This window comes from Shewanella sp. Actino-trap-3 (assembly GCF_002836275.1).
Taxonomy (GTDB): Bacteria; Pseudomonadota; Gammaproteobacteria; order Enterobacterales; family Shewanellaceae; genus Shewanella; species Shewanella psychromarinicola.
The window spans coordinates 464352-481943 of sequence record NZ_PJCE01000001.1; the positions used below are offsets into that span (position 1 = coordinate 464352).

14 protein-coding genes are annotated in these 17592 nt (G+C 42.7%); 8 read left to right on the plus strand and 6 right to left on the minus strand.

Translation table 11 applies throughout. The features are described 5' to 3' along the window. The first annotated feature begins 40 nt into the window (after positions 1 to 40). On the plus strand, positions 41 to 508 hold the full coding sequence (locus CXF80_RS02080) for a CreA family protein (RefSeq protein WP_101030745.1): 468 nt from the start codon (positions 41 to 43) through the stop codon (positions 506 to 508). Between the two features lie 521 nt (positions 509 to 1029). Then, on the plus strand, positions 1030 to 1569 hold the full coding sequence (locus tag CXF80_RS02085; protein ID WP_101030748.1) for an N-acetyltransferase: 540 nt from the start codon (positions 1030 to 1032) through the stop codon (positions 1567 to 1569). Positions 1570 to 2457: 888 nt separating this feature from the next. Here the strand turns inward: CXF80_RS02085 and CXF80_RS02090 are convergent. Beyond that, positions 2458 to 3834, minus strand: a complete 1377-nt coding sequence (locus CXF80_RS02090) for an L-serine ammonia-lyase (RefSeq protein WP_101030751.1) — start codon at positions 3832 to 3834, stop codon at positions 2458 to 2460. Positions 3835 to 4067: 233 nt separating this feature from the next. On the opposite strand from CXF80_RS02090, the gene nagZ reads away from it, so the two are divergent. After that, the gene (gene nagZ, locus CXF80_RS02095; RefSeq protein ID WP_101030753.1) at positions 4068 to 5093 is read left to right on the plus strand and encodes a beta-N-acetylhexosaminidase; all 1026 of its coding nucleotides are present in this window, start codon (positions 4068 to 4070) and stop codon (positions 5091 to 5093) included. Positions 5094 to 5221: 128 nt separating this feature from the next. On the opposite strand, the gene CXF80_RS02100 is transcribed toward nagZ, so the two are convergent. The 3 genes from CXF80_RS02100 to CXF80_RS02110 are packed head-to-tail and all read right to left on the minus strand — an operon-like array spanning position 5222 to position 10389. Further along, positions 5222 to 6214, minus strand: a complete 993-nt coding sequence (locus CXF80_RS02100) for a peptidoglycan binding protein CsiV (RefSeq protein WP_101030757.1) — start codon at positions 6212 to 6214, stop codon at positions 5222 to 5224. Next, entirely contained in the window at positions 6204 to 9740 is a 3537-nt protein-coding gene (gene mfd, locus CXF80_RS02105; protein ID WP_101030761.1) for a transcription-repair coupling factor, read from the minus strand. The genes CXF80_RS02100 and mfd overlap by 11 nt, the downstream gene beginning before the upstream one ends. Positions 9741 to 9792: 52 nt before the next feature. Further along, the gene (locus CXF80_RS02110; RefSeq protein WP_101030763.1) at positions 9793 to 10389 is read right to left on the minus strand and encodes a hypothetical protein; all 597 of its coding nucleotides are present in this window, start codon (positions 10387 to 10389) and stop codon (positions 9793 to 9795) included. Between the two features lie 157 nt (positions 10390 to 10546). On the opposite strand from CXF80_RS02110, the gene CXF80_RS02115 reads away from it, so the two are divergent. The 4 genes from CXF80_RS02115 (at position 10547) to CXF80_RS02130 (ending at position 14085) form a co-directional block, all read left to right on the plus strand. After that, complete coding sequence (locus CXF80_RS02115; RefSeq protein ID WP_101030767.1) at positions 10547 to 11791, plus strand: lipoprotein-releasing ABC transporter permease subunit; 1245 nt, start codon at positions 10547 to 10549, stop codon at positions 11789 to 11791. After that, on the plus strand, positions 11791 to 12513 hold the full coding sequence (gene lolD, locus CXF80_RS02120) for a lipoprotein-releasing ABC transporter ATP-binding protein LolD (RefSeq protein WP_101030771.1): 723 nt from the start codon (positions 11791 to 11793) through the stop codon (positions 12511 to 12513). Before CXF80_RS02115 ends, lolD begins: the two co-directional genes overlap by 1 nt. Next, complete coding sequence (gene lolE, locus CXF80_RS02125) at positions 12513 to 13754, plus strand: lipoprotein-releasing ABC transporter permease subunit LolE (protein ID WP_101030774.1); 1242 nt, start codon at positions 12513 to 12515, stop codon at positions 13752 to 13754. The genes lolD and lolE overlap by 1 nt, the downstream gene beginning before the upstream one ends. Positions 13755 to 13842: 88 nt before the next feature. Continuing rightward, on the plus strand, positions 13843 to 14085 hold the full coding sequence (locus tag CXF80_RS02130; protein ID WP_101030777.1) for a DUF3624 domain-containing protein: 243 nt from the start codon (positions 13843 to 13845) through the stop codon (positions 14083 to 14085). On the opposite strand, the gene CXF80_RS20725 is transcribed toward CXF80_RS02130, so the two are convergent. Continuing rightward, the gene (locus tag CXF80_RS20725) at positions 14026 to 14265 is read right to left on the minus strand and encodes a siderophore-interacting protein (protein WP_101030780.1); all 240 of its coding nucleotides are present in this window, start codon (positions 14263 to 14265) and stop codon (positions 14026 to 14028) included. The two genes, CXF80_RS02130 and CXF80_RS20725, sit on opposite strands and share 60 nt — an antisense overlap. 286 nt (positions 14266 to 14551) lie before the next feature. Further along, a complete protein-coding gene (locus CXF80_RS02140; protein ID WP_101030783.1) occupies positions 14552 to 15061 on the minus strand; it encodes a DUF2062 domain-containing protein in 510 nt (169 codons plus the stop codon). A 76-nt stretch (positions 15062 to 15137) separates the two neighbouring features. Here CXF80_RS02140 and CXF80_RS02145 point away from each other — a divergent pair, with 76 nt between their 5' ends. Beyond that, on the plus strand, positions 15138 to 17588 hold the full coding sequence (locus CXF80_RS02145; RefSeq protein ID WP_269801267.1) for a DNA internalization-related competence protein ComEC/Rec2: 2451 nt from the start codon (positions 15138 to 15140) through the stop codon (positions 17586 to 17588). Positions 17589 to 17592: the final 4 nt, after the last annotated feature.

Here is a 17592-nt window from a genome sequence, read left to right on the forward strand (position 1 = left end):
TTTTGACGATAATTAACTTCCAATATTACAAGGTTTACTGATGAAAAAAATACTCACTGCGTTATGTTTAACGGCACTTCTTACTGCTTGTTCTGACAACGAAGTAGGTGATGTTTCACTTGGAATGTTTACTACGCAAGATATAAAATTAAACATTTTAAAGGATGATATTGTCTCTGGTGTAACGTGTCACATCGCCTCAATAGAAGAAAACCTGAGTTTTTCAGATCCAAGTGATAGCTCTATCTCTTGCAGGCAAACAGGGGAAATCACCAAAGATATGATTGCACAAATAGATAAGAGTAAATCAGGTGAAGTGGTATTTAAAAAATCAAAAAGTATCTTTTTCAAAACGATGAAAATTAGAAGAATATTTGATGCTGACAATCAAACGTTAATGTATGTATCTTACTCTACTAAAGAAACATCAGGAAGTTTCAAACACAGCCTTTCGACTGTTCCACTCTGGGGAACCAAGGCATATGTTGAGCCAACACCTGCTCAATAATGACAAGGGCGGCCCTCAGGCTCAGGGCGCTTGCACGGATTATCTGCTGTCCCGTCATACTGAAGGTGGCATGGGAAGATGCACGGGAAGAGGCATGGAAAGAACCTATTAATTCAGTGGATTGAGTCAGCTAATGTTGATATTTAACCTGCAATGCAAAATAATTATATAGCTGGTTTGTAGCGATAATATTAAGCAGAGGTTTATTAAATATCATATTTCGTCTGGGTAATATGGCAACAATATAAACTCATTTATGGTTTACTCTGCACGATCAAGAGACCGCCATCTTATCGTTAACTCAAAAATCCATGGTATTGCTTCACCTGCGGTTAATGGTGTTGAATAATAAAATTGCTGTAAACGGCACAAAATACTTGTGAAGGCTTAGCATTATTATTCTAAGTAATTTCTGTCCACAAATGGGTTAGGGGGCTTAACCCATTTTTCGCTCTCTATTTACATAAAAGTAAGTTCACAGGCCGATTTTAACTAACTTACGAAGATTCAAAGGGTTATTAATGCTTAGATTTGAACACTGTAATGTCAAAACTTGTACTAATGAATTACTCGCCTTGGGTCAGGGCGACATGAAAATGTGGTACATTTTTGATTGGTTAGATAAACACGAGGAATTACAAAACGGGACTCAAGCAGAAATAATTAAACTTTATGTAAATGATGAATTGGTAGGGTACAGTCTTTTTGAAAACTTTGAAGCCCGTGCTGACAAAAACACTTGTCATCAAGGTGTGACCTATAAAGAGTTGGGTATTATTCACTTCGTAACAGTCATAGAGCATCGTAATAAAGGTTATGCTACGTTGTTGGCCAATGCTTTGTATAAAAATATTATTGAACCAATGTTGGCACGTTATAATGATTTTCATGTTTACGTCATAGCGACTGGTCGAGCTGTCCCATTAATGGAACGGACTGATATCCCTTCAAAATACCTAATCAAGCAATTTTATTCCGATTTATCGTTTAAAGAGAAAGTGGTCAATTACCTAAGAAAACAAGAACAAAATGCATTGAATGCAGTTCCTTGTGAAATTTAAAATAAAAAGCTAACAAGTTAATCTAAACTCACCATACTTATCATAATGCGAATAGTGAGTGTTAGAGCTTAGGCACTCACACGCTTCTGTTCAGAAATGTACCACGGTGCGTAAATCATTTCTGCCCCAAAATAAGTCAGCTAATTAGATTTGAGCTTTTCCTATTTAGCTTTCATCTATAGACAACTATGCGGCTAAATCGAAGAGAGTTAAATTACAGGTGTAGATGAGTCAGCGAGTATCCAAAACAGGGATGTTTTGGTTAAGCCCACAGGGATGCTGATTTTAAAATCAAGAGCTGGCGTCTCGCTTAATCATCTGCACTAAGGTCACTCTTTCACATCCCTGTGATCGCGACATTTACTACGTCCTGTAGCTCACATGCTGCAGGCAATAAGTTCAAATGAAGCTACGTTATAAATCAAGCTAAACCAATACCAAGTAAGCTGAGTTAATTAATACCTCAAACTCACTTTTGTCCAGAAATGCGTTACGTTCGATTGCAACCAGAAACCGTAATCGCATCTCAGCGAAGAACTCGATTGTCAAACGTTGGCTTGATGATGGGGGTGATAGGGTTGACGCAGTTTACAACCTTGTTGTCATTTTAATGATTTTCTACAATGGCAGAATGCGGTCTGTAGTTCAATTCCGTTTACCGCTATTTTGTTCACCAAAAAAGGGTATCTATCAACTCGATAATAGTGCGCTACACTCTTTTGGTGGCTTGGATAATTGCGCACAGATATTGGTTAAATAGCAGGTTTAAAATAGTAGGGTTGAATGAGTCACTTAGTGAGCTTAAATTTTCATTTAATAGATACAAAAAAATGCCTGTTAGAGTGACTAACAGGCATTTCACATTACGCGATTAAATTAATGCGTTAATTAACACTCGACGATATTCACCGCAAGACCACCTTTCGCGGTTTCTTTGTATTTGCTGCGCATATCTTTACCGGTATCCATCATGGTTTTGATGACTTTATCCAGTGAGACTTTATGGTTACCATCGCCGCGAAGCGCCATACGTGATGCGTTAATCGCCTTTACTGCGCCCATAGCATTACGCTCAATACAAGGGACTTGTACTAAGCCGCCAACGGGATCACAGGTTAAGCCTAAGTTATGTTCCATGCCAATTTCAGCGGCGTTTTCAACATGTTCTACTGTTCCGCCCATAATTTCAGTCAACGCCCCTGCAGCCATTGAACAGGCTACGCCCACTTCGCCTTGACAGCCCACTTCAGCGCCAGAAATTGAGGCGTTTTTCTTGTACAAAATGCCAATAGCGGCTGCGGTTAATAAATAACGGCAACACACATCAATATCAACTTCTTGCACAAACTTGTCGTAGTAACACAATACAGCGGGGATAATCCCTGCTGCCCCGTTTGTTGGGGCTGTCACGACTCGATCGCCTGCAGCATTTTGCTCATTAACCGATAAGGCAAATAAATCAACCCAGTCCATTGCAGTCAGTGGGTCGATATTATTACGGCCTTCAGCTTTTAAACGGCGGTAAAGCGCAGGTGCGCGACGACGTAATTTTAGTCCACCAGGTAAAATACCTTCTTTCTGATAACCGCGTTCTACGCAGTTTTTCATCGTTTGCCAAATTTTCCACAAACCTTGTTTTACTTCATCTTCCGATGCAATACTCTGCTCGTTGGCCATCATTAAAGACGAAATACTTAAGCCATTGTCACAACAAAGTTGCAGTAATTGCAATGCACTATTGAAGTCATAAGGTGCTTGTTCAATGGGTGTCGCCGGAGAAGCATTGCGTTGAGTGATTTCATCTTCATCGAGAATAAAGCCGCCGCCAACAGAGTAATAGGTACGCTGGTAAATACATTCGCCTTTAGACAAGGCGAATAAGGTCATGGCATTGGCATGTGCAGGTAAGGTTTTGCGTCTGTGGAAGGTGACCCCTGCTTCACGGGTAAATGTCAACTGACGTCCATCTGCGAGGGTCAACTTTTGACTGGTCGATACTGTTTCTAAAATGGCATCGATAGCCTCGGTATCAACGGTTTCAGGGTCTTGACCCATTAAGCCTAAAACCACTGCTTTACCTGTACCGTGGCCTTTACCTGTTTGGCCTAGTGAGCCAAACAATTCTGTTCGTAATTCATCAATTTGATCCAATAAATTAATATCTGCGACATGCTGGATAAAAATTTTACCGGCCTTCATCGGGCCCACGGTATGTGAACTAGAGGGACCGATACCAATTTTGAACATGTCAAATACGCTAATCATGTGATTGAACCCTTGCTGAGTCGTTTATTGTTTTAGTTATAAGTGAGTATAATCGTCAAATGTAATGTTGGCGGTTTATCTCTTATTGTCACTAGAGTATCCCACAGATTAATCAATGACAGTTCATTAGATTTTTTTATGCATTATTTTCACATTAGCCAACCTTATACTTGATGTGTAATGTGACTTGATTAACTTGACGCAATAGTCAGCTGTATATTTAGGGGAAAGGTTTGAGCTATTTAATGATGGATCTTGCAGGTTTAACCATATCTGCGCTAGAAGCTGAGCAGTTACAGCATCCACAGGTGGGCGGTATTATACTCTTCAGTCGAAACTTTGAAAATAAAAGTCAATTAATTGAGCTGGTTAAGGATGTTCGTCATATTCGCCCTGGTTTATTAATTGCGGTTGATCATGAAGGTGGCCGGGTTCAGCGTTTTCGTGAGGGCTTTAGCTTAATACCTGCTATGGGTGATATTTTACCTGCAGCTAAAGGCGACTTAACATTAGCTAAACAATGGGCAAAAGAATGTGGTTTTCTAATGGCAATAGAGCTGTTGGCCTGTGATATAGATTTGAGTTTTGCACCTGTCTTAGACGTAAATGGTATAAGTGAAGTGATCGGTAAACGCAGTTTTAGTGCGCTTGCTGAGGAAGTTAGTGCATTGGCAGAACACTTTATTATCGGCATGAATGAGGCCGGTATGGCTGCTGTGGGTAAACATTTTCCGGGTCATGGCAGTGTTGCCGCCGATTCCCATGTTGCGATGCCTGTTGATCCGCGCAGTAAAGAGCAAGTGGAAGCTTTTGATATGCTCCCGTTTAAACAGCTTATAAGCCAAAAGCACCTGCAAGGCGTGATGCCAGCACATGTTGTTTATTCCAATATTGACCCCAACCCTGCTGGTTTTTCGACCTATTGGTTACAGACTATTTTACGCCAACAATTAGGATTTGATGGGGTGATTTTTTCTGATGATTTAGGCATGAAAGGCGCTAGTTTTGCTGGTGATTACCTTGGACGAGCTAAAGCGGCATTGGATGCTGGCTGTGACATGATTTTGGTGTGCAATGATCCGGTTGGCGTTAACGCCCTATTAACGGAGTTTGATTGGCCAATGGCTGAGCCTACACATACCGCATTATCGCTAACAGGTAATAGCGCGCAAACCTTACAGGCACTTGAGCAGCAAACTCGTTGGCAAACCGCGCAGCAATTGGCGATCGATATCACTCGAATTGCACAGTTACCCTAGCATAATGAACTCGAGCACCATGAAGACTAGCAACCTGAGAAAAGGGTGTTAACCATAAAATAAGCTAGGCTATGAATCAAAAAACCGGATCATATGATCCGGTTTTTTAGTCTTGAGTCCGTCATGGATTAACCGGTATAAGGTACCGGTTGGCTAGCGGAAGAACGCTCTGTTAAATCAATAGGTTTAATATTAGTGGGTTGGGCCATTTTACGAATTTGCATCACAATACCCAGTTGCGGATGATCAAAGTAATGGATCTCACCACTGCGAACTCGACGGTTTTGGATCAGCGGAATGCTTTCTAAGTAAGGTGCCAGTTGTTTCTTACCTTCAATATCTAACGCTGCATACTCGTTAAATGCCAATGGACTCGATTCAACCATTTTCTGGGTGGGTTTACGCAAAGCCAAATTACTTTCAATATAAAGGTAATGACTGAGATAAATGTTAATCGAGCCGTCTAACTCCCATACGGGGTTAATCTTTGGCGCTTCATAAAAGTCACCTAAGGCACTTAAGTCTGTGCTAGGCATAGTTTCTGTTTGAGATGGTTTTTTGACACTTAAGCCATGATATTCAAAACTTTTTGAGAAATCCTTACCGCCATAAATACGTATTGGCTTAGCACGTCGGCGAGACTGCATATTTTGTTGCCAGGTTAAATGTACTAGGCTTTTAACATAAGGCTCTCGTTGGATAGTTCGGATTATGTCACTAAATTTACTTTGGCTCTGAGCCAGCAGTAATGGTCCTTGACCTAAGTGAGCCGTTTGTGGCTTGCTTGCTGCGACATCAAAGGGCACTTGGCTTGGGTGCGTTGCCGTACTTTTACTGATGTTAGGATCATTACAGTTACTGGCGTCATTGGTCCAGTCGGTTGAAGTACAACCCTTTAAGCCAACTGAAACCCCAGTTATGTCGGTACTGATCACTGGAGTAATGATATCCACAGTGTCTTTGCTGAGTTTGGGCGGCGTGGCATTGAGCCATTTTTCAACTGATGGTTGTTGGCGTTCAAATACAAACACTTCAACTTCAAACCATGATTCTGCATGGGCTGACACGCTGTGGGATAGCGCTATGATAGCGGCGATAGCAATCGCAATTTTACGAAGCACTATTTGTCTCCAAAATTTGATGTTTAGCGAACTGTTCAAGCAAGGTGTTGATTAACTCAAGACGCTCTTTGCTTGTCTCAGCAGGAATGTTGAACTTTAACTTATTTGGCCCGTCCATTCGATAGATTTGTGGTTGGTTTTGCAACAAACCAATAATAAACATCGGATCGACGTGATTTTCCTGACCAAATTCGACGCTGCCACCCTTGGCGTGCATTTCAATTTTGGTAATACCCAGTGCTGTTGCTTGATGTTTGTACAGTGTCATCGCCATTAAATTGCGCGTGGGTTGAGGTAACATACCAAAGCGGTCAATAAATTCGACTTTAAGCTCATCAAGCATAGTGTCGCTTTCGCAGTTAGCGATACGCTTATATAATGATAAGCGCATATTGACATCACTGACGTAATCTTCTGGCAATAACGCCGGAATACGTAAATCAATTTCTGCTTTGGCGCTCATCATGTAGGCTAACGAAGGCTCTTTACCTTCTTTGAGGGCTTTTACGGCAGAGTCAAGCATTTCCATATACAAGCTGAAACCAATTTTTGAGATGTGGCCACTTTGTTCATCGCCCAGTAATTCACCCGCACCACGAATTTCTAAATCTTGGGTGGCCAGTAAAAAACCTGCGCCAAGATCTTCAAGCGCACTAATGGCTTCAAGACGTTTACGTGCATCAGAAGTCATACGCTTAGGATGTGGTGTCATCATATAAGCATAGGCTTGGTGGTGCGAGCGTCCAACCCGACCTCGAAGCTGGTGAAGCTGCGCTAAACCTAACATGTCGGCGCGGTCGATAATGATGGTATTGGCACTGGGCACATCGATACCCGTTTCAATAATGGTGGTACAGACCAGTACGTTAAAACGTTGATGATAAAAATCGGACATGACTTTTTCAAGATCGCGTTCGCGCATTTGCCCATGGGCTGCCACGACGCGGGCTTCTGGAATTAAGTCGCGAATGTTTTGCGCCGTTTTATCAATGGTTTCAACATTATTGTGTAGATAATACACTTGGCCGCCACGCAAAATTTCACGCAAGATAGCTTCTCGTGCAGTGGCTTTATCATATTCACGCACAAAGGTTTTTACGGCTAAACGTTTAGCCGGTGGGGTGGCGATAATGGATAAATCACGCATACCCGACATGGCCATATTTAAGGTCCGCGGGATAGGCGTGGCTGTGAGGGTTAAAATGTCGACATGGGCCCGTAGCGATTTAATCTTTTCTTTTTGACGTACACCAAAGCGGTGTTCTTCGTCGATAACCAATAAACCGAGGTTGTCGAAGTTAGCTTCTGATGACAGTAACTTATGGGTGCCGATAACAATATCAACTTTGCCTTCAGCGAGTTGCTGGACTACACTGCTTTGCTCTTTGGCGGTTCTAAAGCGTGACATCACTTCAATCACGATAGGCCAATCTGCAAAACGGTCTTTAAAATTTTCGTAGTGTTGTTGGGCAAGCAAGGTGGTTGGTACTAACACCACCACTTGTTTACCGGCATTAACCGCGACAAATGCTGCGCGCATGGCCACTTCGGTTTTACCAAAGCCAACATCACCACAGACTAAGCGGTCCATGGCTAACGGCGCTTGCATGTCTTCAAGCACCGCATGAATGGCGCTTTCTTGGTCGACAGTCTCTTCAAATGGGAAGCCTTGACTGAATTGGGCATATTCTTGCTCATCGATGCTCATTGCCTCGCCAGGACGTGCTTGGCGACGGGCGTAAACATCGAGCAGCTCCGCGGCCACATCTCTAATGCGCTCTATAGCTTTGTTCTTGGCTTTGGTCCACGTTTCGTTACCCAGCTTATTGAGATGAGTATTACCGTCGCCACTGGCATTGTAGCGGCTGATAAGATGCAGTGATGACACTGGTACATACAGCTTGTCACCACCGGAATATTCCAGCTTTAAATATTCGGCGATCAAACCGCCAGTATCGAGGGTTTCTAACCCTTGGTATAACGCTACACCGTGTTCAAGATGCACAATAGGTTGGCCGACTTTAAGTTCAGCTAAATTTTTGACTAACACATCTGAGCTAACTTGCTTTTGTTTTTCGCGGCGGCGATGTTGCGAAATACGTTGACCAAACAGTTCGGTTTCACAAATGATACTCACAGCACCTTTTGCGGTGTCGGTTAGCACACAACCCCGCGCTAAAGGTGACACGATTAAGCCAATACTGTCTTTGGCGGCAAGGTAGTCGTTAAGATGAGCAAACTGTTTGGGGTTAATGCCAATCTTAGCAAACAAGTCTAACAAGGCTTCTCGGCGGCCTTCAGATTCAGCACTGAATAGGAGCTGTGGGTGTTGTTGACCATATTCTTGTAACGCAATCAGTGGCTGCTTTAATTTATGGTTGGCATTGATGTCGGGCAGGGTTTCAACGTTGGCGATAAGGGCCTGTGCTGGTAGGGCGACTTCTGCTAGCGGCTCACCGGCATTATTAGTGTCGGTGGCACTATATTGCTGCAGTAATTGAGTACGATTAAAGGATTTAAATGCCGCAAATAATTCATCATTAAGCAGGTAAAGCTCTTTGGGCGCCAACAAGGGTCTTAGTGGATCGACGCGTCGGTCTTCGTAGCGCACATTGACTTCATGCAAATGGGATAAGCTGGCTTTTTCAATATCGCCTATGGTGATGAGTTGACTGTTTTGTGGCAAGTAATCAAATAGGCTGGCAGTGTCATCGAAAAACAGCGGTAAATAGTTTTCAATGCCTGCAGGCATTAGATTACGACTGACAAGTTGATAAACCGATTCGGCTTCTTTTGAAATGATTTCAAAACGGCGACGATAGCGTTGCCTAAAGCCTTCAATGGCATGGCTGTCGGTCGGAAATTCTTTGGCTGGCAACATACGGATGGCATCACGTGCCATGCCTGAACGCTGAGTATCAACATCAAAAAAGCGGATTGATTCGACTTCATCATCAAACAGTTCTATACGTAATGGTTGTGAAGAGCCGGTCGGGAAAATATCAATAATGGATCCACGAATGGCAAACTCACCATGTTCGTATACTTGGTCGACTAGATGATAACCTGTGTCAGTTAAATGTTGCCTAGCCTGTTGTAAGCCGTAAGTGTCGCCTTTTTTTAACACCATAACATTGGCGGTCATAAACGACTTTGGCGGTAATCGCACCATTAAGGTGTTTACTGGCACGATAACCACATTATGTTGGCTTTGATTGATATTGGCCAACGTTTCAAGTCGCTGTGAAATCAGGTCTTGATGTGGCGAGAAGCTATCGTAGGGCAAGGTTTCACGGTCGGGAAACAAACACACATTCACATTGATGTGGTTTAATAAATAACTCAGCTCCACCTCAAGTGACAAGGCGCTGGGCGTGTCATGGGTGACGATAATACTGGTGCCAGCATGATTATTAATTAAATTGGCCAGGGTGATGGCTTGCGAGACCCCACCCAAGGTTGCCAAAGTTTGCGTTTGTTGGCCTTTTTTTACACTCGGCGGCGTGAGTACACTATATAAATTCATTAAAATCTTTTTCAGTTCCGTTTGCGATCAAGTCTTATAATAAGGCGAGGCTTCAGCTACGCTGTTTATCGATATTCTGCTTACGTTTTTTGAGCATTTTTTGCTGTACATTCAAACTTGCTCTGACTAATTGTTCAATATCATCTTCAAGTATTTGGCTAAATTCAAGTTCACAACGCCAAGAAGGTGTTTCTGCAGTGTCATTTGTTGCTGCTGTACAGGTTCTAATTTGGCAAATACACAATAATGCGACTAACTCAGTATGCAAATAGATGTGGGTTTTAACGAACTCATTCGCGGTTAACGGTCGTGTTGAGATAATACTGATCCCACTACCGCCGAATTGATCGCCAGTAAATAACTCACCATCCTGAACTTCTTTTTCAAGCACATGTTGTAATACTAAATCGACCTTGCGTGATTGTAATTTTAAAAAGTCGACCACGGCTTTGGCATCATTATCTAAGTGTCGCAATTGCAACAGGCAGCTTGCTTCAAGACTTTTGACTTCTGTGAGCAGTTTTAAACCAACCGATTGCATGTCGCGTAGCTCATCATCAGTGGGTAAAGCGTGGCTTGGATCCCACGAAGTTAAGTACACATTAAAGTTGTGAGGCACATTAAAATAAGAATTGCTGTCAGGTATCAAGGTTTGCCTCTTTATTTATCACACTAATAGCCCTATTATCGTGCCCAACTTAATGATTTAGCAAGTCATACACGCTGGCTTGTTGTTTTCATAGTGTCATTTAGCCTGATTGTCTGACTAATACGCCCAAATGGGCGCACAGGATTAGTATTTTTTTATGAATTTAGGATTTTCATTTTTTATCGGCTACCGTTATTGGCGAGCCCGAAAAGCGAATGCTTTTGCCTCTTTTATTACCTTTTTTGCTGTATCAGGTATTTTTTTAGGGGTGACTGCATTGATCGTCGTCAGTTCGGTGATGAATGGATTAGAAGGCCAGCTAAAAAACCGCATTTTAGGCGCGGTGCCGCAAATGACTCTGATCAGTGACATGGGATTTAGAGATTGGCAGCAAAGTACCCAAAGTCTGTTGGCGGATAAATATTTATTACAAAATATTCGTGGCATTGTGCCAAGTGCGACAACCCAGGCCATGATCCAATCGAGCAGTAACATTCATGCCATTCAAATGTATGGGGTATATCCTGAACTTGAGCAATCCTTGTCGAGTATTGCGTCTCATACTTATTCTGATGCGTTTTCAACGTTACAAGCGGGGCAGTATTCAATTGTACTTGGCGTTGATCTTGCCCGAAAACTAGACGTGAGAGCGGGTGATAAGGTTAGGGTGTTAAGCGGTGATGGTGTGGTGTATTCGCCGATGGGTCCCGTGCCTAGCCAGCGTAAGTTTACTGTTGCCGGTGTTTTTGAAATGGGCTCGCAAGTCGATTCTAGCGTGGCGTATGTGCATTATAAAGATGCGCGTAAATTGATGCGTAAAGACAGCAATACCATTAATGAACTGCGAGTGTATTTGAACGATCCTTTTTCTGCACCTGCGTTAGCGCCAAAAGTGGTTGCTGGATTTGCTAAGCAAAACATTGACATTCAAACGCGTGATTGGCGCCAAGATTTTGGCCATTTATTTGCGGCGGTCAAGATGGAAAAAAATATGATGTCATTGATGCTCAGTTTAATTGTGGCCGTGGCTGCATTTAATATTGTCTCAGCATTGGTGATGATGGTGGTCGATAAAACCACCGATGTTGCGGTGTTAAAAACCCAAGGGTTAACCACCACCTCGGTGATGACGATTTTTATTGTGCAAGGCTCGCTTAATGCGCTGTTAGGCTTAATGCTTGGCGCGATTGCTGGCATAGTGTTAACGCTTAATTTGAATGGCATATTAACCACTTTTGGTATTTCTATATTGGGCGTAGGTCAGACTCTGCCGGTGCAATTGTCATTAGCGCAATTGAGTTTTATTATTTTAGGCACCTTATTTATTACCTTATTTGCCACCCTTTATCCCGCGTTGTCCGCCGCAAGGGTTCAACCTGCTACAGCTTTGAGATACGAATAATGAGTCAGACACAACAAGCGTTATTACAGGTTCTACATGTCAGCAAGCACTATCATGATGGTGAAGTGACTACCCAAGTACTGTCGGGTGTTGATTTAACCGTTTATAAGGGCGAACAGTTGGCCATTGTAGGCAGTTCCGGTTCGGGTAAAAGTACCCTTTTACACATTATGGGGACCTTAGATATGCCCTCATCTGGTTCTGTATTGTTAGACGGTGAAGATTTATACCAATTGTCTAGTGCTCGTCAGGCACAAGTGCGTAATCAAGATTTAGGTTTTATTTATCAGTTTCATCATCTGTTACCTGAGTTTACCGCGATTGAAAATGTCGCGATGCCTGCGTTTATTCAAGGCAGGGATAAAAACCAAGCCTTGATAGACGCTAAAAACTTACTTGAGCGTGTTGGGCTAGGCCATCGTTTACACCATATCCCGGCGCAATTATCGGGTGGTGAACGTCAACGTGTTGCAATAGCAAGAGCATTGATAAACAAACCAAAGTTGGTATTAGCCGATGAACCCACGGGGAATTTAGACGCCAGCAGTGGTGATAATGTTTATCTGATGATCCGCGAGTTAGCGCAGCAGTTTGGTACCGCGTTTGTGGTGGTAACCCATGATCATAAATTAGCCGCGAAAATGGATCGCCAACTCACCATGAAAGACGGGGTGTTGCAGGTGGCGAGTTCAGTAACTACTGTGCCTGTAGGACAAGTTTAATGAGTAAGTGGTTACCGTTAACAATTGGCTGGCGTTTTTTTCGCGCTAGGCAGTCGAATGGCTTTATTGGCTTTATTTCATTTGCGTCTACTGCGGGTATTGCCTTAGGTGTTGGCGTGTTGATTGTGGTGCTATCGGCCATGAATGGTTTTGAAAAAGAGTTACAAGACCGCTTATTAGGCGTGGTCTCTCATGGTGAACTCGTTGGCGTTAATCAACCTATTGCCGATTGGCATGAAATTGCACAAAGTGCGGCCAAAATACCGCAAATTACAGGTACGGCTCCGTTTGTTCGTTTACAAGGTTTAGTACAAAAACCCGATGGTTTTCAAGGGTTAGTTGTCAATGGTGTTGATATTGAGTATGAGTCCGATGTGTCGAGTATTGCTGATTATATGTCTGCCGAAACTTGGCAGACATTAGCTGGTGATGAAAATAACATTGTCCTTGGCCGCAGTTTATTGACTAAATTGGGCTTAAAAGTGGGTGATACTCTGGCGATGTATACGCCAGATGCGAATAACCGTAAGTTAACGTCGGCCAAGAGTCATCGCTTTGTTGTCTCAGGTGTGTACACCTTGGGTGGTGAGATTGAGTCAACTCAAGCTTATGTGTCGCTTGATTATTTAGCCGATTTACTCGAGCTGGGCTCCGCGGTTTCTGGGGTACGAATTCAAGTCAATAATGTCTTTCATGCGGCGAGTATCACTCGTGATTTAGGTTTTGCCCAAGAGCAATATTTATACATTAATGATTGGACTCGTAGCCAAGGGCATTTGTATCAAGATATTCAGCTTGTTCGTTTAGTGATGTATTTGGTATTAGCCTTAGTGATAGCCGTGGCCTGTTTTAATATTGTGTCTACCTTAGTGATGGCCGTACGTGATAAAGCCTCTGAAATTGCCATTTTAATGACCATGGGGCTTCATCGCGGCGCCATTATGGCCATTTTTATTATGCAAGGTGCTTTAAATGGGCTGATGGGATGTAGCATTGGTGGTGTGTTGGGTGTTGTGGTTGCTTATTATTTAAGTGATATTGCATCTGCAATAGAGCAGTTATTGGGTATTCAGCTCTTGGCATCAGATATTTATTTTATTGATTTTTTACCGTCGCAATTGCATGCTCAAGATGTGGTCTTGGTGCTGGTGATGGGATTAGTGATGAGTTTAGTGGCAACCATTTACCCTGCGTGGAAAGCAACCAAAATAGCGCCTGCCACCGCATTAGCGGGCAGATAGCTTATACATAGATGAGCAAACATGGGTTAACTCGATTGTCAAAATACGCGTTTAAGCACCTTAGTTATGGCTTATAAGGATGGGGGTTATGCCTTGTAACCAATGCACTGATTCGGTTTTTAAACAAAAAATTGGTCGTTGTAAACGCTGCATGTGGCAGTTAACGCTACTGAGTTTAGTTACGTGGCCACTTTGGTGGTATTGCTATGCCGATACGCCCAAAACAGTCGAATCCATCGCGCTACTTTTTTTTGCTATTAGCTTTAGTGGCTTACTTGCCCTGCACTTGATTGTATGGACCTACCGTACCCTGACTCAACAGGAACCATAAGCTAGCTGGCCCGCCATTAATCACCACAGTACCACCCATTTTAGCTGATTGAGTCCAATCAGTGGCTGGGCCTCCATGTCTATTGATAACAATATCCAAACTAAGTTGGCCACGTTTTGGATCAAATTCCCTAATGGTGTATGAACGTTTAATGGCAGTATTAGGGTCGGTTAACGATATCGTTAGTGCTGTTTCTGCGGCTTGTAGTGGTCACACTTTTACATAACTTCCTTGTTGATCGGCAAGGACGTCGACCCGCAACTCGCCATGAAGCACTCAGCTGTGTAGATAAGGGTTGACTTGGATGATGTTGTTTATAGAGGTTAATTTGGCTGGTAATTTTTAGATATTGGGTTTTTCCCATTTGGCAAAGTTGATGGCGAAAAATGTAAATCAATACCTTTAGCATATTATTAAGGCCGCAGAAGCGGCCTTAATGAGAGTAAATTAGTCAATCTGTTGGAGACTATTGTCCTTTACGCTTTTGCCATTTAAATAAGATTGAATAGCGCCACATGCTTTTAATGACAACGTAGCCAATTAAAGCCGACACAATGCCCAAGGCTAAACTGCCGATTAAAAAAGGTGGGCCTATGGTCGATAAAGACGCTTCAATCCATGCCCAGGTGGCTTCAAAATGAAATTCCTGCGCTTTATGTCCGAGAATTCTGGTTCCCAACAGATAAGCACCATAAAACATAATGGGCATAGTAAACGGATTCGTCACCCACACTAAGGCGACAGCAACGGGAAGGTTGACGTTAAACAGAATGGCAAATCCTGCAGCGACCACCATTTGAAATGGCAAAGGGAGCCAAGCCACAAATAGCCCTACAGCAAAGGCCCCAGGGGCCGATTTGCGATTTAACACCCATAGGTTGGGCTTGTGCAATAGTTTGCCAAACACCCGTAAATACTTATGCTCACGGAGTGTTTCTGCTTTTGGCATAAATCTTTGTATTAATTTTTTTGGCATATTTGTCGATTAATGTCTTTACTAATTCATTATGAATCGATTTATCTATGGCTTTTGCGCCTGTTCTTTATCAGCGATGTTATGGCCTTCGCTGGTACCTATAGGATGGTTACCTATTTTATTTTTGGCTATGGTGCTTTGCCTTCGCAAAGGGCCGCTTATGGCTGGTTGCTTATTCGCAGTCATTTGGCTAAGCCTGTTGTTTCATTGTTTGTTTATGCATCAATATGCTGAAAAATCCCAACAAATTGAGTTTAAGGCGCAGATAGTATCACTAGTTAACCAAAACCGCGACTGGATTAGTTTTGATGTGCGCGTTATTAATCAAGCTGATCAAGACGCTTTTTTTGAGGCGTTGGCGCTTAATAATGTGCAGCGATACTACCGATTAACATGGCAAAAGCCAGATAAAATTGTTATTGGCCAGACATGGCTATTTAGTGCCAAGGTCAAAGGGATCTCAAGCATCCAAAACCAAGGTGGTTTTAATCAACAAAAGCAGTTCATTAGTCAGCATATTATCGCTAAAGGTCGTGTTAAACGAGCCGAACTGCTCAGTCACAGTATGTCTGTGCGTCAACAGGTTATTGATGCATTGTCACCCACCTTGGCACAATTTGCTCAGGGGGATATTTTACAAGCGTTGATTTTTGGAGATAAAAGCGGTTTAAGCGCAATACGATGGCAGCAGTTGCGTCAGACGGGAGCAGGGCATCTTGTTGCAATTTCGGGCTTACACTTATCGGTCGTTTTTGGTTTGTTTTACGCCATAATGATCGGGCTGAGTCGTTATGCTTTTTCTTGGCAACATTTAGGTAAAATTCAACTCGCAATGGTGATTGCTGCATTATTCACTTTTGGTTATGGCTACTTATCTGGTTTTGCTGTTGCCACGCAACGTGCATTATTAATGCTATTTTTGTTACTCATATTCAGCTTGATTAAACAATTTAGCCACCATTGGGATCGGCTCGTATATGCATTGTTTTTTGTGCTGTTGGTCGATCCCTTTGCGTCGCTCGGTGCTGGGCTATGGTTGTCGTTTGGGGCTTTGGTGATCATTTTATTGGCGGTAAAATCCACCACTGTAGATCAACAACCTATGTTGGGCTCTGATCACGTTAATCAAAGTATCGATGTTCCTAAATTTGATATGACCGAACGATGCATACAAAAAGCTAAACAGGTAAAGGATAAGATACTGCATGGACTGAGTGTGTTGTGGTCCATTCAATGGCGTTTAGCGCTGTTCCTAGGTGGTTTGCAAGGCATATTATTTGGTGGGATTTCACCTCATAGTATTTGGTTAAATATGTTGCTAGTACCTTGGTTTAGTCTAGTGGTTATTCCGTTAACAATACTGAGTTTTTGCCTTTGGTTAGTGGCATTGTGTGTCATGTGGTTATTGGGCATAGATCTTGTTTCACTGCAAAGCCTTGGCTTGATGATATTTCAGTGGGCTAATATAAGTCTTGAGCCATTTGCGTGGTTATTACAGCTGAGCGATCATTTGCCGTTAAAACAGCTTGCGTTAACTGAACAGGAACTGGCGGGATTACTGTTTGTTGTTTTGGCAATTATCTTGTTGATGTTTCGGGGTTATGTGCCTAACAACCGTAAACTGGCTTTTCGCCTTTTGGTTGCCGTGCTCATGCTACCAATCATCGTGAGCAAGTTGGTGACTCACCAGATATTGTTTCCGCCATCGTCATCATCACGTTCAGCACCATGGCAACTTCATGTCATTGATGTGGCTCAAGGTATGGCGGTGGTTTTGCAACAAGGTCAACATGGGATTATTTATGACACTGGGGCAGCATATGGCGATTTTAGCTATGCGCAGCGTGCAATATTGCCTTTTCTGGCGAGCAAAGGCATCAGGTATATTGATTATATCGTGGTGAGCCATGATGATAATGATCATGCTGGTGGATTGAATGTGTTGCTAGATAAATTTCCGCAGGCGACATTAATAGCCGATTTTTTAACCTCAGCCTCAACCTTGCCTGAGTCATCACCCGCAGTGCAAGCTTGTGAAGGTGAGTTACATTGGCGTGGCGTGCAGTTAACTTTCATCAGTAATCATTTAACGACCAAGAGTAATGATAATAACCAATCATGCGTGGTTAAGCTGTCTGATGGCCAGTCTTCGGTATTGTTAACTGGAGACATTGAAGCCCCTAGAGAACAGGCATTAGTCGCCGCGAATGTTGATATTAAAGCCGATATCTTATTAGTCCCACACCATGGTAGTCGAACATCTTCTACTCCGGCGTTTATCGATAACGTTAATCCTCGATTAGCCATTTTTACTGCTGGTTTTTCTAACCAATATGGCTTTCCTAAATTGGATATTTTAACCAGGTATCAACAGCGAGACTGCAAAATATTACAGACGGGCCATGTGGGCCAAATTAGCATCAGCTTCACTCATAATGATTACTACGTCACCACTTATCGGCAAAAAATGGCCCCATTTTGGTATAACCGTTTGTTTAGGTTTGGTGAGTCACTTAAAGCAGAGTAGAATA